8 protein-coding genes are annotated in these 16,640 nt (G+C 35.4%); 1 reads left to right on the forward strand and 7 read right to left on the reverse strand.

Going from position 1 to position 16,640, the window contains the following annotated elements; all coding sequences use genetic code 11:
- Window positions 1–7: 7 nt before the first annotated feature.
- Window positions 8–1,201: a Pycsar system effector family protein gene (locus RM706_RS06560; protein ID WP_311350231.1), complete on the reverse strand. Its 1,194-nt coding sequence runs from the start codon at window positions 1,199–1,201 to the stop codon at window positions 8–10.
- A gap of 54 nt (window positions 1,202–1,255) precedes the next feature.
- On the opposite strand from RM706_RS06560, the gene RM706_RS06565 reads away from it, so the two are divergent.
- Complete coding sequence (locus RM706_RS06565) at window positions 1,256–4,996, forward strand: metallophosphoesterase (protein WP_311350232.1); 3,741 nt, start codon at window positions 1,256–1,258, stop codon at window positions 4,994–4,996.
- Window positions 4,997–5,006: 10 nt separating this feature from the next.
- On the opposite strand, the gene RM706_RS06570 is transcribed toward RM706_RS06565, so the two are convergent.
- The 6 genes from RM706_RS06570 to RM706_RS06595 form a co-directional block, all read right to left on the reverse strand.
- Window positions 5,007–6,737 (reverse strand): RagB/SusD family nutrient uptake outer membrane protein, encoded by a 1,731-nt coding sequence (locus tag RM706_RS06570; RefSeq protein WP_311350233.1) that lies wholly within the window; start codon window positions 6,735–6,737, stop codon window positions 5,007–5,009.
- Window positions 6,738–6,807: 70 nt separating this feature from the next.
- Window positions 6,808–7,668 carry an NHL repeat-containing protein gene (locus RM706_RS06575; RefSeq protein ID WP_311350234.1) on the reverse strand — a complete coding sequence of 287 codons (861 nt, stop codon included), beginning with the start codon at window positions 7,666–7,668 and terminating at the stop codon, window positions 6,808–6,810.
- The gene (locus tag RM706_RS06580; protein ID WP_311350235.1) at window positions 7,661–8,563 is read right to left on the reverse strand and encodes a GyrI-like domain-containing protein; all 903 of its coding nucleotides are present in this window, start codon (window positions 8,561–8,563) and stop codon (window positions 7,661–7,663) included. Before RM706_RS06580 ends, RM706_RS06575 begins: the two co-directional genes overlap by 8 nt.
- Before the next feature lie 10 nt (window positions 8,564–8,573).
- Window positions 8,574–9,884, reverse strand: coding sequence for a vanadium-dependent haloperoxidase (locus tag RM706_RS06585; RefSeq protein ID WP_432264969.1), 1,311 nt, complete (start codon window positions 9,882–9,884; stop codon window positions 8,574–8,576).
- Window positions 9,885–9,930: 46 nt separating this feature from the next.
- A complete protein-coding gene (locus tag RM706_RS06590) occupies window positions 9,931–13,173 on the reverse strand; it encodes a VCBS repeat-containing protein (RefSeq protein ID WP_311350237.1) in 3,243 nt (1,080 codons plus the stop codon).
- Window positions 13,166–16,513: a VCBS repeat-containing protein gene (locus RM706_RS06595; RefSeq protein WP_311350238.1), complete on the reverse strand. Its 3,348-nt coding sequence runs from the start codon at window positions 16,511–16,513 to the stop codon at window positions 13,166–13,168. Before RM706_RS06595 ends, RM706_RS06590 begins: the two co-directional genes overlap by 8 nt.
- Between the last annotated feature and the right edge of the window lie 127 nt (window positions 16,514–16,640).

A 16,640-nucleotide genomic window follows, 5' to 3' on the forward strand; every position in this document is an offset into this window, starting at 1 on the left:
AGAAAGACTAAAACGTCAATCTATCTGGTCCAAAAAACCGGAACGAGATTCCGAATGCCAATACTGAAATTACTATTCCAATTATAAAGATAGTGTAGGTCAGTCTCAATATTTTATATTTCCTATTCAATACAAGTCCTAAAAAGTACAGGTCTTTAGTGAGCGAAGAATAGATAAACTTATTGTCTTTGACCAATTCTTGAATTGCCCATTCGTACTCCGAAAGACTCATTTTATGAAAATTGCCAAAGAACAATAAATTTACTTTCTTTTGATTTACATCTTCTTTTGTAAACTTTCCACTAGTAACATTAGGTCTTGTAGCTAAAACGGCCAAAATCATTGAAATAACGCTAAAGGTGATAAAAATCAATGTAGGATATATTAGATATGAATTTGAAGGGTTGTCCAATTTGGGAATCAGGTTAGACAATGCCACTGAAATAATAATGGCATTTACGGACAGTAAAATGTTTGCCTTAGTATCGGCAATATCACTCAAGGTCAAGTGATTTTTTAAGGTAACTCTGAACAAGGTTTGAATTCCCCTATCGGGACTTTCACTTTTATATTTGGCTTTAAGAGATTCTTTTTTAGCGATTTCTTTTTCTGTCTTTTTGTCCTTTACAAGCTGCTTTAAATTTTTTTCTTTTGCTTCTTGCCAATTTTCTTTTGCGTAATCCGTGTAATACTGATGCTCGTTTCTGAACATTTTTATATTTGCGTCACGCCATTCTTTTTGAGAATATTTCTCGATACCTAAAAGTTCCAGTTCTTCTTTTAGATAGTCTGTAGTTTCCCAATAACTTTTTTGGGCAAAATGTGACGCATCGGCATCACGTATGATTTCTTCATGAAGATTAGTAGGTTCATAATGCCTTTTTGTGGCCATGATGATAGAACTTATGTGTGCTATATTATTCTCATCATAACTTACCTCCTTTAAAAAATCAGCAGCTATTTTACAACTAGTTGCCTCATGTTCAGTAGTTCCTCTAGTATATCCAGTATCATGAAACCATGCAGCTACCAACACTTGTTCATTTTCTGTTTCGGGCAAATTATAAAATGTGAGTAATTCCTTAGTGCTTTTTACAACCCGCTGGGTGTGTTTTAAATTATGGTATAAATAATTTTGGTCAAGTTTATTTTCTAAAAGATCTGTAACAAAATCTTCAGCTTTTTGAACAATCTCCGACATAGTTGTATATTGAATAATCCAAAATACAAAATTTTGGATGGAAGCTCTTGCACTATGAACTTATTTCATTCTTTACAATTGATTAAACGCTACAGTTTAGTACTGTTTTTAACAACTTTAATTACAGGATGTGCTACTTATAAGGCGAAGTACGCAGAAGATTTTGTAAATAATCAAATTACTACTGAAAAAGAAGTCTCACATACTTTTTATTTGATTGGTGATGCAGGTAAATCGCCTGATGGGGATATGAACCCTGCCTTGCAACATTTTAAATCAAAGTTGGATAAGGCTGCTAAAAATAGCACGGCTATTTTTCTAGGAGATAATATTTATCCGGCAGGTTTTCCAAGTAAAAAAGATGATGCTGCAGGCCATGCCGAAGCTAAAAACCATTTAGATGCCCAACTTAATACGGTTACTGATTATCAAGGAAAAGCTGTTTTTATTCCTGGTAATCATGATTGGTACAGTAATGGATTAAAAGGGCTCGAAAGAGAACAAGAATACATTGAAAAGGCTTTGGACAGTAAAAAAGTGTTTTTCCCAAGAAACGGATGTCCAATCAAGAAAATAGAAGTAAATGATGACATTGTTGTAATTGTAATTGATACAGAATGGTATTTGGTCAATTGGGACAAGCATCCAACGATAAATGATGATTGCGAAATAAAAGACAGAGGAAGGTTTTTTGAGGAAATAGAAAGTTTGATAAAAAAGAATAGAGACAAAACAACACTCATTGCCTTGCACCACCCCATGTTTACCTATGGACCCCATGGCGGCCAGTTTTCATTTAAGCAGCATATTTCCCCAAGTGGTGGAGTGCCTTTACCATTTATAGGCTCGTTCATCAATATTTTAAGACGAACCTCTGGAGCCACAATCGAAGATCAGTCGAACAAAAACTATAACCAATTAAAAGATAGGTTGGTGACCCTGGCCCAATATTCTGATAAGGTAATTTTCGCCTCAGGTCATGAACACAGTTTACAGTACATTGAGGAGAATGGTATTCCCCAAATTGTGAGTGGTTCAGGAGCAAAAACCGGAGCAACCAGACTTTTAAATGGGAGCAAGTTTTCTACTGGGCAAATGGGGTATGCAATTCTTAAAGTGTACGAAGATGGCTCTTCGGATGTGGATTTTTATGGAGTAGGTGATGATAGAAAGGAAGAACTGATATATAACACAAAGGTGCTAGAAGCGGACAAGAAGAAAGAAGTAACGGAGTATACGAGTAAATTCCCTCCCGAAATAGAAGCTTCAATATATTCTGAAGAAGAGATTGATAAAAGTGGTTTTTACAAATGGCTTTGGGGCGATCGATATAGAGAGTATTATGCTACTAAAGTAAAAGCTCCAACAGTACTTTTGGACACCCTGTTTGGAGGATTGAAGGTAACTAGAAAAGGTGGGGGAAATCAATCGAATTCGTTGAGACTTCAACATAAAGATGGCAGGCAATTTGTAATGCGGGCCTTGCGAAAGAGTGCAGAACGGTATTTGCAGGCAATTGCCTTTCAAAATCAGTATGTTATTGGAGATTTTGAAGACTCGTTTACCGAAAAATTTCTTATGGATTTTTATACGGGGGCCCATCCTTATGCACCATTTACTGTTGGAGCGCTTTCAGATGCTGTAGGTATCTATCATACAAATCCGAAATTATATTATATACCAAAACAAAATGCCCTAGGAGATTACAATAGCGACTTTGGTGATGGATTATATATGATTGAGGAGCATGTGTCTGAAGGGCATGTTAATCTTGAAAGCTTTGGAAAGACCAAAAAAATTGAAAGCACTTATGATCTTATAAGCAAACTGCGAAAAGATGAAGAATATAGTATTGATAAAAAAGAATATGTAAAAGCACGTTTGTTTGATATGTTGATCGGTGATTGGGACAGACACGTTGACCAATGGCGATGGGCAGGATTTAAAGATGATGATGGTAATACTATTTTTAAACCAATACCTAGGGATAGAGATCAAGCATATTCCATATGGGGAGATGGGGCACTAATAGGTTTTGCCTCAAGAACAGTACCCTCACTACGTATTTTTGAGGGTTTCAATGAAGAAATACGAAGTGTTGAAGGGTTTAACGCATCGCCCAGAACATTTGCTTTAGATATGGCTTTACTTCCTGAAACGACTATTGAAGATTGGGAAGAACAAGCAAAGTTTATTCAAAAGAACATCACCGATGAAGTTATTGACAACGCTTTAAATGAATTTCCTGACGAGGTTAAGGATGAGACCGTTGTTAAAATAAAGAAAATACTTTTGGCAAGAAAATCAAATCTACTGAATACGGCCAAAGAATATTTTAGGATTATAAATAAATATAGTGTTGTCGCAGGTACAGATAAGGATGATTATTTTGTCATCAATTCTATTGAAAATGGAAGTGTGGCCGTTAAGGCATTTCGAATTAAAGATGGAACTAAAACAGATTTATTTTTTGATAAAGTTTACAGTCCCGATTCTACCAAAGAAATTTGGATCTATGGCTTGGATGATGACGATGTATTTGATGTTAATAATACAGATGGAAAAATCAAGATTCGTTTAGTTGGTGGTCAAAATAACGATGTATACAAAATTCATGACAAAGCAAGTGGCGTTCACATCTATGATTTTAAAACTAAGAAGAACACTTACGAAGAGGCTTTTGGTGGTCATATTCATAAAATCAATGATTATGATACCAATACATATCAGTTTTTAAAAATAAAGGCTAGTAACAATCAATTACTACCATCGATAGGAGCAAACCCTGATGATGGATTTAGAATCGGGTTAACCAATACGTACACATTTAATGGTTTTAGGCAGAACCCTTTTACACAGCAACATACTTTTAATGCCGCATTTTATTTTGCGACCAATGGATTCGATTTAGGGTATAACGGAGAGTTTGCCAATGTTTTTGAGGGAGTTAATCTTGAACTAGCTGCTAATTTCACAAGTCCTAATTTTACTATTAATTTTTTCGGATTTGGAAATGACACTGAAAATCTTGATGATGAAAATGAATTGGAACTTGATTTTAATCGAGTGAAAATCGAAACCATCAAGTTTGCACCATCATTAGTTTGGAGAGGCAATTTGGGCTCTGAAGTAAGACTAGGTGTCTCTTATGAAAACTATGATGTAGAAGAAACGGAAGATCGTTTTATAGAAGGTTTTTTCACCAATGATGGCAGAGGTACCCAGCAAGATTTCTTTGGCGTTGAGGCCGAATACTCTTATACTAATTCAGATAATGAAGCTTTTCCTACTATGGGCATGGCAATATCATTACAAGGAGGTTATAAAACTAATTTAAGCGAAACCGATAGGGCATTTGGGTTTTTTATACCTAGCTTGGCTTTTGCTTATAAACTAGTACCTAGTGGAAATTTGGTGTTAGCTACTAAATTTAAAGGTCACTTCAATATTGGTGATGACTTTGAGTTTTATCAAGCTGCGAGCATTGGTGCCAATGATGGTTTGCGCGGTTTTAGATTTCAACGTTTTACAGGAAAAAGTTCTTATTTTCAGAATACCGATCTAAGACTTAGTTTTAGAAAAAGAAATACAGGATTATTACCTGTAACCCCCGGAATCTATGGTGCTTTTGATTATGGCAGGGTATGGCTTCCTGGTGAAGATTCTGATACTTGGCATGATTCGTACGGCGGTGGGTTTTTCTTAAATGGTTCTGATTTGATTTCGGCAAATTTTGGATTGTTTAATAGTGCGGACGGCCTGCGGTTTGCTTTTGGAGTGGGATTTGGGTTTTAGCTTGGCGTGTCTAATATCCTGGATTTTGAACCACTCCTTGGTTTAGGCTAAGTTCTCCTTGGGGTATAGGCCAAATGTATTCAAAGTCCTGAAAATCTTTTATAAAGTTTGGTGTGAAATCTTGGTTGATGAAATCAATCGTGGCTTGAAGCCTTTGTGTTCTAATCAAATCATCTTTCCGACTTCCTTCAAAAGCAAGTTCAAGCCGTCTTTCATTCAATATGGCTTCTAGAAAATCTTGTTGGTTCAAACCAGTTTCAATGTCATTATCGGCATTTCCAAAAGCTCTTCTCCTAACTTGATTGATGGCTTCATAAGCGTACTGTGTAGGACCATTGACAGCGTTTTCTGCTTCGGCTATCATCAGAAGCACATCTGCATACCTCAAGTATGGAAGATCAAAGGATTCCTCATTTAAATTTAGGGCTGATAAAGCATCTTTTTTGTATTTGTAAGGTCTCCATTCGCCAATATCTGAATTATCATTAGAAACCCCATTTTGAAAAGTAAATGTAGCTATGTTCTGAAAAAATCGTTGATCTTCAGCGGGCAATGGAAAAGTTATTGGATCGGAGATATCAGCTGGGTTCTCAAAATAGTTTTCGATAAAATTTGTAGCTAAAAAAAGTTCATCCCTAAAAGATATTCCCTGAGGTCCCCAGAATACACCATAGTTTCCATCACCATCAAAACCAATTTTAAAAATGACTTCACTATTATTATCTTCATTTTCAACACTAAAAACATCAGCATAATTAGGTTCCAAAGCATACTTTCCTTCGACTTGTTTTAGCTGCTCAAGTGCCTTGACATATCCATCACTTTTGAAAATGGGAAAACCGGCCATGGTAAGATATACTTTTCCTAATAATGCCCTTGCAGCACTTACGGAAGCTTTGTCGCGAGGAGTAGAGGATTGTAGATGATCAATTGCGAACAATAAATCAGATTCAATTAAATCATACGTACTATTTGCATTCTGATCATTTGGGGGCGGTCCGGATGGATCTACCAATGCAGTTACAAGTACAGGGTTTCCATATAATTTCACTAGATTAAAGTATAATAAAGCTCTTACAAACCTGAATTCTGCCTCTATTAAATCAAGGTCTAGATTATCATCAGGTTGAAATTCATTTTTTTCAATGGCATCTAAACCAATATGTATGTCACGTATTAGCTTGTAATGCTCTTCCCAAACTTTATTGATTATAAAATTAGATGATGTTGCTTGGTAAGTGTCGATTTCATAAAGTCTCGAATTTAGCATGGAATTTACATACGCTATATCTGAGCCAATATCTCCCCAATACGAAACATATCCTTTGGAATCAAATAAATACTCATTTTTAAGTTTGCCATAGACAATCTCAATTAAGTTCTCGAGGTTCAATAGAATGGGTTCTATAGGGTCAGCTTCATCTATGGTAACTAATTGGACAACCGTAGTTTTATTATTTTCAATAATTATTGGGTCTGTATTCTCGTAAGAAATATCATTTACCGATATGCTAATATCATAAGTCCCTATAGCTAAATTTTCAAATAGCGCAATGCCATTAGTATTTGTAACAATGGTCAAATCTTTTTCTAAAAGATTTACCGAGACACCTTGTATAGGTAAATTATCACTTGTAATAACCAAAACTTCCAAATTACCTTCGGGAATTTGTTCTTCATTGTCTTCTGAACAGCCTAGTATTAGAAATAAAAAAAGAAGAATAAAAGACTTGTTTCGCATTATTACAGTTTTGATTTTAGATTAACAATATAAACCGAAAAATGCATTCTTTATTATGGTTATGTACATATTACTGAAATTCGTATGAATACAAATTCCTGCCCTTGGTTTTTGACTGCTCGTCTGCAATTAAAAGTGTAGTATCATCCAAAAAACAAACTGATTCAATTTGTGTTTCATGTCTCAAATAAATAGCATCAAATTTGGTCTCTGAAATTACAGTTACATCAAAGTTTTTTCCTAAATAAAGGTAACCGTATCCTATGAGAGCGATTGTTTTCCCATCATTTGAAATATCGGCACCAGTTACTGAGCAATGGTCTTGGTCATTGCAAAGGTTTATAGTTCCAACGAGCTTTGCTTTGTAATTCCCTTTTTTATCGGGAATTTGATAGATTAAGGTTTTTCCTAAATAAGGTCTTGAGCGGTCTTTTGTGAAAATATAAAGATGCTTATCCCAATGAAAAAAAGCTTCTGAATCATAAACCTGATTACTTTTCTTCGGGGGGAACTTTTTTTGTTCAGGATAATGAAATGTAATTTTTTCTGAAGGAATTTTATCGCCTTTTTCCAATTCGGGGTTTGGTAGTTTATAGATGGTCAGGTCTTTTCTTTTGTTGTCGTTATTACCAAAATCCCCAATATATAGATTCCCTGATTTATCGGTTGCAAGATCTTCCCAATCTTGGTTTTTAGCATCTTTGACATTCAAATCTTTTACCAAACCCGCTTTTAAGTTTATGGCATAAATATGATCTTTATTACCATTATCTTCAATTACCCATGCTAATTTTTTATTGTAAGAAACGATGCCAGATACCTCGCTTAAATTGTTGGTAAACTTGCCTAAGTAGTTTAAATCACCGTGCCACGGTTTTTGGGCACAAGCCTGTAGTATAATGAAGCTGCTTAAAAGGGCAAGTTTATTCATTCAAGCTTTCCTTAATGGGCAAATAAATTTCTGCTTTCCACTCAATTTCGTTTCCACCCGTTGGATTGTTATGGAATATTTCAATTGGATGGGGTTCTACTTGAATCCCTTTGGTTTTGGCATAATCTAGCAATGCATACCAAGCTCTATCTGAAGTAATATAGTTGCCATTGTAAATGGCTTTTAACGCTTTCTTGCCAAATATTCTCTTGTACTCTATTTCAGTATTAATGGGTAAGTGGTCAGACCGAATGATTGGATAACAAAAGTTATATTCCAAACTATCATTTTTTCTATCCCATTTGGTGATTTCAACCATAGGTGGTCCATCAAGAATAGTCTTACTGTGCAATAGCGTTTGGCTGAGATAGGACGTATTTTTCATCATTTCGTCAGCTTTTTTAAATTGTGTAGCTTTTATAGGAAGATAAGCAACATATTTAGAGGGCATTTCTTCTTCGCCAATAATGGTAACCTTGAATTCGTCAATATGCTCATTTAAGTATTCCATAAACTCCAAGACCGTTTTTCGAGAACGTTTCTCAAAGTCTGTATCTGAAAACGGAACCTTAACCTTGTTTATAAAACTATAATCGACGTCCTTAATGTTTACTAGTACTTTAGAGGTAGAATCTGTAAGCGATTTTATCTTCCAATGGTAAAGATGAACGGAATCATTAAACTGAACTTTTTGCATCAAATGGTATAAAGAACCTTTTTGTTCAATGCTTTCTATGGTATCTAAGGTTCGATCCCACAATTTTAAGGTTTGATTTATAGCTCCAGGAGAAGTATTCGCTTCAAAGCGTACCGTATAGTCATATGATTTAATAAAAAGATACCAAATCAATCCTAATAAGATAATAAGAAGGAAGCCGGAAAGTACTTTTTTCATAAAGATATTCTTAATTAACTGCGCTTGATTTTTCGTTTATCATTTGAAGTTTCTTGATGATAAAATCACCTAAATTTCTACCTTGTCCAATACCAATTTCAACAGCCGCACGATAATGAATTCCTCCATACATTCTGCTTATTGCTGCTTCATCAGCTGCTTCATTAAAAGAGTTAAAAGAGCGTACAGGTAGACCAAACGCCACCTCTGTATCATCATCAAAGGCAAAATTATCACCAAAAATACTGGTAAGTGCTTTTGCTGCAGCTCCTGAAACTACACTATGCCCACTAGAATATTCTGGAAAAGGTGGGGTTTGCAGCACAGGTTCCCAGCTGTCATCAATATGTTCATTTATCAATGTTTCCGGTCGGATCAAATTGCTTCTGTATTTTTCATCCCAACAACTAATAAAGGCATCGGCAATGGCTATTGATGTCTTCGTGTAGGCATGAACAGTTTGCACCAAACTTGCCTCGGTCTTTCTAGAAGCTATTTTAGTAATGCCGATCCAGTGCGCACCAGGAGTTATTTTTTTAGTAGCGAACATCAAATGACCTCGAGTAACAGAAACATACGGATTACAATCCCAAAATTGTGCAATAGCCACTTCTTCAGAAGTATCACCTTTGGCAGTTATTTCGTTGCTGATATCATATACTTCCCTTAGTTCTTTATAAAAATCAGATTCTTTTTCCATAGAAAATGGGGGTGGTGGAACAGGTTTAAATTGACTTGCAGAGTCAATCACAAAAGGACGTATTTTATTCCAATGTGGTTCAATACCACTCATGTACGCAGGGGGAGTAGGCTGCCATCTTGATGGGTCTTCCGAGTTTACAGAAAACTTTGGCATGGTGCGGGTCTGTTTATAATTGTCTTTATCCATCCATGTAGCGATGTGTTCTGCGACTTGAAGTCCGTAATCTTTGGAAGCGTTAAATTCCTTTTTATTTTGGCTCTCCCAAATCGAATAAAGACTATCCCTAAAAACTTCAATTCGATCTTCAGAAAAAATCAGTCTTTTGTTGAGGTCAATATGAGCAACCAAGGCCGCGAGTTCATAATTTATATTGACAGTATCTTTGGCTAATGGAATGTTATTTAAACCATGTAATTGATTAGCAAGTGATGTATATGAATCATTTTTTTTAGCTAATATTTCATAAGCGGCAATATTTGGGTATGCATAAATTCTGCTTGCAACTGGAGGTGAAAAAATATCGTGTATCATAACCTCAGTAACTTTGTCTACTGAACTGTGATAATCTTCGGGAGTTATTAGTATTCGCTCTGCGTTTTTTTGACAGGCCGTTAACATTAAAAGTGTTAGTAAAGCTAAAAAGAATCGTTCTCTCATTATCGGTCTATTTACTGAAGAATTCATATACTTGAGCTTTATCATTGTTGAATGTAGCTAGTAAATATGGTTTATTGTTAAAAGTTATAATACTCAAATGGCGGATGGATTTCTTTGTAAAATCTAGCCCCAGTTCACTACCCAAAATTATTTCATTTTTGTTTTTTAACAAAGCGCCTGGAAAAGAATCGAAACGACCTTGATAAGGCTTAATACCAAAATAGTTACCTCCGATCAAAACTTCGCTCAATCCATCGGCATTGAAATCGTTTACTAAAAAAGCCATTATTGGAGCTATTTGCAAAGTGCTTTCAAAGGGAAAAAATTGAAAACTACCATTTGTGTTTTTTAAATACCCTGATGAAAGTGTTTCTACAGTCAAAACTTCGGCATTTTTAAGAATTTCTTGATCAAATATTTTGTCAATTGATTTACCTGCAAAAGAACTATATGAACTAAATTTTTTTCTAAGTGAAACCATTTGAGAGCTTAGTTCATCCAATCCTTCAAGCGGGAAGTACTTTCCATTTTTTTCTATTGCAGTGATAGTTTCAGTTTTTCCATTTTTATCAAAATCATAAAAGAATAGTTTTAGCGGATTTTTTTTAGAGGCTTTAAACTTTGTATTCAGGCCCCAATTACCTACTAAATAATCTAAGTCACCATCATTATCAATATCAAAAGGGCATATGGTTTGCCATAGACCGTTTAACTCTAAGTTTTGGGTTTCTTTGAATACTCCATTCAAATTCTGGAAAAACTTTGGTGACATCCATTCTCCTACAACAATGAGATCTACCGAACCGTCGTTGTCAAAATCATTCCATATAGCATCCGTGACCATTCCTATTTTGGAAGCAGGAAAATTTCCATAAGTCTCCAAAATTCCATTATTGTTTACTAAAAGAGTTGATTCAGGAATAGCTCCAAATAGTCCCGTAATGGTATGACCGCCAATGAATACATCTAAATCACCATCATTATCAAAATCATGAGGTCTAATTACAGAAGAGTTTTGATAAGACATTGGTAGTTCACCCTTTTTGAAATCATTATTTTCATTCAAATAGTAACCGTCTGTCAGAGCATTGGCCGACCCAAAGAAATCACCACCACCAGTCGCTATTAAAATATCATTTTTGCCATCATTATTAAAATCGGCAATAGCTGCCGAAATATCTTCTTTAATGGAGTCATTAGCTATAGATTGAATTCTTTTTTTGACATAAGCAGAATCACTTTGGAAAAATATTTGTGATGGGATAAACTTTGAACCTCCAAAAAGTATATCGTCTTGCCCATCACTGTTAATATCGCCAGTGGTTACTGCCGGTCCTCTATCAGAGACTTGGTAAGGAATTAACTTCTCGCGTAAGAAATCAGTATAATTATCTTCTTTGTGAACAAAATCAATTCCTAGATTTCCTGATACCTTTTTAAAGAGTGGTTTAGTGTCTGCATTCAACTGTCCATAATCAAAGGTTTTAGTTTTCTCTGGCTTAATGTTGAATGTTTGATTGACCTTAACATTTTTGAGTATTTGATAGGTTTTATCTGGCCATACAATTTTTAACGAATCAATAGTTTGTATCTCTCCGTAACCGAAGTGAATCATTGGCTCTGAAGAAGCCTGAAAGCCATGAACAGGGAACAATTCTTTGTATTGTAATGTTCCGTTTGTATAAGAGTAGATTTTTGAGCCTAGACCAAATTTATTTTTAGCCGTAAAATGCAGTTGAAGCTTAATATAATTTGCCGTATCATCTGTTTTGTTGATATATAAATTTGCTGGTTGGTTAATATTGTTTATCACTAAATCTAAATCACCATCTCCATCCAAATCGCCCATCGCAGTTGCACCGGAGACAGTATTATCTTTACTCATCCAAACACCAGACTTATCCTGGAAAGTTATGTCTTTATTTCCTTTGAAAATGTAGTTGCGTACCTTCCCAGTTGGCATTAAATTGAGCGCTTCTTGATCTACTAGTTTTGTGTTTTCTATCTTTTTTTTGATTTGATCATTTGAGACAAATTTTATGTAATCAAGATTATTGGGTCTTTTTACGATGCCATTGGTAATAAATATGTCTTGCTCGCCATCTTGATCATAATCTCCAAAAAGAGAACTCCAACTCCAGTCTGTAGCAGCTACTCCACTTAAAAGGGCAGTTTCCATATAGTTTCCGTCTGACTGGTTTACATAAAGCATGTTTCTGGTGAATTGGTAATGGTATCCAAACCGTTCAATTCTTAATTTTTGAATTTGTATGTTTTCATCTCCTTCAGATTCTTTTAATATTTTCTCGTCTTCTGGAAGCATGTCCAATGATAAAATATCTGGCCTACCGTCATGGTTGATATCAGCCACATCGTTCCCCATTGAAAATCTGCTGGTATGACCAAAATACTGTTTCAAACTTTCTGAAAATGTGCCATCTCCATTATTTAAATAATAATAATCATCTTCATGAAAATCATTGCCAATATAAAGATCTGGGTATCCATCTAAATTAAAATCGGAAACCGACAAGCCAAGTCCATAGGCATTTATTCCGCCAAAGATTCCGGCCTCTTTACTTACGTCAACAAATTTATTATTGTCGTTACGTAGCAATTTATCCCCAGTCTCATAGCTCCGTTCATTTCTTAGATTAGCATGACCGTAAGAATTTTGAGTATGTATTGCATGATTGAGCAAGTAAAGATCCAAATCCCCATCCAAATCATAATCAAAGAAAGCAGCATTGGAGCTATACGAATCAAAGTCAAGCCCATACTTGGCAGCACTTTCTGTAAAGGTATTGTCTTGATTATTGATGTACAGTTCATTAAATCCGTTGAAGCCATTAATGCCAACAACTGCACATACGTAAATGTCTAAAAAACCATCACCATTGACATCGGCCATGGTAACGCCCGTGTTCCAAGTGCTTTTCCCCTCTATGCCAGCAGTTATGGAAATATCTTCAAACTCAAGATTTCCTCTGTTCAAATAGAGTTTGTTCTTAACCTGATTGCCTGTAAAGAAAATATCTGGTAGCCCATCATTATTAATATCACCAATGGATACCCCGCCACCATTGTAAAAATAGAGGTAGTCTAAAATATTAAGCTCGTTAGATTCTGTAATTGTATTGATGAAATCGATACCTGTTTTACTGACATCACGATTTTCGAACAGTTGTTCATCATTCTTACAACCCCAGAAAATCAAAAGAGCAAAAATGAAGAATACTACCTTATTCATTCAACGCGAAAATTTTGGGTTTTTCATTATTAATAGCAGCTATGATAAAAGTCTTGCCATTTTTGTCTTTAAATTGTTCAAGGTACTTCACCTCGTCTTTAATCGTGAAACCACTAACATCGTAATTTTGCCACTCAAAACCCAATTTTCCGTCGCCCAATAGCACATTACCATAACTGGCGTCCAATCTTGAGAATTGGGGTTTAAATTCAAAATTATTACCTGCCATTATAAGATCTAAATTACCGTCGTTGTTAACATCGGCACAGGTGATATCACATACACACGATAATTGCACCCTTGGAGGTAGTTTTTGAATATGAAATTTGCCATTGCCTTCATTTACAGCAATAATGGATTCTGACATTCTGGACTCCTTGACAATAGATTTTTCAATTATAGCTTTAGAAAAAAGCTCATGGATAGTTCTTCGAGCATAGTCAGATGCTTTTAAATTCTCTTTTTTAAGTGCAACTATTTGGCCAGTTATTTCATTTTTTTGATGAATAGGATAATCCCCACCATTATAGTTTTGGGTTACTATCTGCTCTAAAGTACCATTGCCATCGAAATCATTGATCCACATTTTCATAGGATGCCCCTCGGCAGGTTTATAGTGTAAATTTTCTCCCATATTTCCCAAAACCAAATCTTGGTCACCATCATTATCAAGATCAACTGCCTCAACAGTATTCCACCAACCATACAAACTGTCTAATGATGATGTTAATTTGATCAGCCGGCGGCCGGTATTTTTGTAAATTTTAGGAGCATCCCATTCACTGGTTAGTACAAGGTCTTTTTTGTCATCCCCATCAATATCTGTCCAAAGTGAGTTGGTCACCATACCCGCGTCTTTCAATTCATAACCCAATCGTTCGGTAGCATTGTTAAATGTTCCATCTCCCTTGTTTTCTAATAATAAATGATCTGGAGAAATACCATAAACTCCTACCACACTTCTTGAACCAATAAAAATGTCAATATCTCCATCGCCGTCAAAGTCATTTGGTGAAATGGTGGAGGTATTTTTAAAGGTAGAGGGTAATTCATTTGGTGATTTAGAGAAATTGCCTTTGCCATCATTCAGATACAATCGGGGTTTATAGGTTCGTTGTAAATTGACATTATTACCTCCTGAACCTACCATTAAGTCTTGGTCACCATCATTGTCGGCATCAAAAAAAGAAGCAGCGACATCTTCAAAAGCTGAATCAGAGTCAAAAACTTTGACTTTCTTTAAGACTACTTCACCATTGCCTTTGTGCATATATAGAGAAGCCGATTTTCTATGTGCACCGCCAATAAAAAAGTCTTCATTGCCGTCGTTGTCGACATCCGCCACGGCAAGTGACGGACCTTCTTGCGATAGTTTTTTATAAATAAGACCTTCATAGTCAAAATCATTGTAACTATCTTCATCATGTACCGCTAATTGTTTAGAATCCAATTCTTGCAGATAAGTTTTCTTAGTTTTTTTATGATTAGGACTATAAATTTCTGTAGCTTCTTCCCAGTTCAGACTCAATAATTGATTGGCTTTAATGCTTTCTAACTTTTGTGTCGAATTATCAGGCCATACAATACGAACAGAATCGAGTTGTTCGGATTGCCCTAAACCTAAAGTCATATTATATTCAATGGAAGATTGAAAACCCCGTGATGGAATTAGTTCCTGATTTACAGTATTGCCATCAAAATAAAATTTCGCCAGGGTGCCAACAGCAAATGGATTTTTACCTTTACCCTTAAATTTTAATTTAATATAATTATTATCAGTCAGGCGCTCCGAGTTGTTTTTGTAAACAAAGGTTTCGGTATTTACGTTGTTAATGACCAAATCTAAATCCCCATCGTTATCCAAATCGCCATAGGCAGCCCCGTTGGACATTGTCGGCAAATCAAATCCCCATTCTTCATTTGCATTCTTAAAGGTGATATCTCCATTATTTTTATAAGCATAATTATGTTGTGGCTTGACCGGCATCTTATTGATAATGGAATCAATAGATTCCTTTCGTCCCGTTAAAGCCATTTTCTGAATGATCTCATTCGCGAAGAAATCAACAAAATCTAAATCGGTAAGGTCATGATTGATTCCGTTTGTGATAAAAATATCTTTTAGGCCATCGTTGTTCATATCAAATAGAAGCCCAGCCCAGCTCCAATCTGTTGCATCAACACCACTATAATAGGCAACTTCTGAAAAAGTGCCATTCCCGTTGTTCAATTGTAGGGTATTTTGAATGTATTGCTGGTAAAAATCTTTGGATTGTTTGAGCTCAAACACGTTATATCCTTCAAATTCCATCACCGATTTCACTCTTTGGTCAGGCTCAGGGAGCATATCTGTTATAAAGATATCGTTATGACCGTCATTATTGATATCGGCAATATCAATACCCATAGCTGACAAGCTCAAATGCGAAGTGTATTTTTTTATTTCTTCGGTGAACGTACCATCTTTTTGATTGATATATAGATAATCACGTTCATAGAAATCATTTGAGACATAAATATCTGGATAAAGGTCATTATTGATATCGGTTACCAATACTCCAAGACCAAATCCGATCAGACTTCCATAAATACCAGCTTTTTTACTAACATCAATAAACTTACCATTATCATTTTCAAGTAGCATATCACCAACACCTCTGAATATGTGTGGGACACCTTCCCAATCTTGTGCTCGTACTTCTCGTTGCTCGGCATAGCCCAAACTGCTTACAGGGATATTGCTGTTATTTAAGATATAGGCATCTAAATCACCATCTTTGTCATAATCAAAGAAAGAGGCATGTGTTGAAAAGCCTGTTTTGGCAAGGTTATAGTCATTTGCCTTTTCAGTAAATGTCAAATCACCGTTATTGATATAAAGGTCATTGTCGTGATTATTGCCTTCTAGATTACCAGCATTGCTTACGTAAATATCTAATAACCCATCAGCATTGATGTCAACGAATACAACTCCCGTAGACCAGGGCTTGTTGCCTTTGATCCCCGCATTTTCTGATATATCTTCAAACTTAAAATCGCCCTTATTCAAATACAACTTATTGGGTTCCATATTCCCTGTTAAGTAGATATCTGACAAGCCATCGTTGTTGATGTCACCAATTGCCACCCCACCGCCGTTATAGAAATTACGGTATTTGAAGATGTTGAAATTGTTCTGGTTTTCAACTTTATTTATAAAATTAACACCTGTTTCATTAGATTTTAATAGCGTAAATAGTTTCTCTGGTTCGGGTATGCTTTCCTTATCGTCCCCTGTTTCTTCATTGCATGCACACACTGAAAATATAACAAGTATGGTTAATAGATATTTAAATTTCATGGATTTCACACTTCTTTTTTATATAAAGGCTCATGTGCTATTTTAAAGAATTAAAAGTACATAGTTTACTTCATATTCTCTATTTAATTTTCTTAAGACTTAAAGTAATATTACTTAATGGAGTACA

It is taken from the genome of Croceitalea rosinachiae (assembly GCF_031846445.1).
In the GTDB taxonomy this organism is placed as follows: Bacteria; Bacteroidota; Bacteroidia; order Flavobacteriales; family Flavobacteriaceae; genus Croceitalea; species Croceitalea rosinachiae.

Bases quoted from the DNA above. Each gene is read 5' to 3' on its own strand.
- RM706_RS06560 (WP_311350231.1), bottom strand. From the start codon at position 1,201: ATGTCGGAGATTGTTCAAAAAGCTGAAGATTTTGTTACAGATCTTTTA.
- RM706_RS06565 (WP_311350232.1), top strand. From the start codon at position 1,256: ATGAACTTATTTCATTCTTTACAATTGATTAAACGCTACAGTTTAGTA.
- RM706_RS06570 (WP_311350233.1), bottom strand. From the start codon at position 6,737: ATGCGAAACAAGTCTTTTATTCTTCTTTTTTTATTTCTAATACTAGGC.
- RM706_RS06575 (WP_311350234.1), bottom strand. From the start codon at position 7,668: ATGAATAAACTTGCCCTTTTAAGCAGCTTCATTATACTACAGGCTTGT.
- RM706_RS06580 (WP_311350235.1), bottom strand. From the start codon at position 8,563: ATGAAAAAAGTACTTTCCGGCTTCCTTCTTATTATCTTATTAGGATTG.
- RM706_RS06585 (WP_432264969.1), bottom strand. From the start codon at position 9,884: ATGTTAACGGCCTGTCAAAAAAACGCAGAGCGAATACTAATAACTCCC.
- RM706_RS06590 (WP_311350237.1), bottom strand. From the start codon at position 13,173: ATGAATAAGGTAGTATTCTTCATTTTTGCTCTTTTGATTTTCTGGGGT.
- RM706_RS06595 (WP_311350238.1), bottom strand. From the start codon at position 16,513: ATGAAATTTAAATATCTATTAACCATACTTGTTATATTTTCAGTGTGT.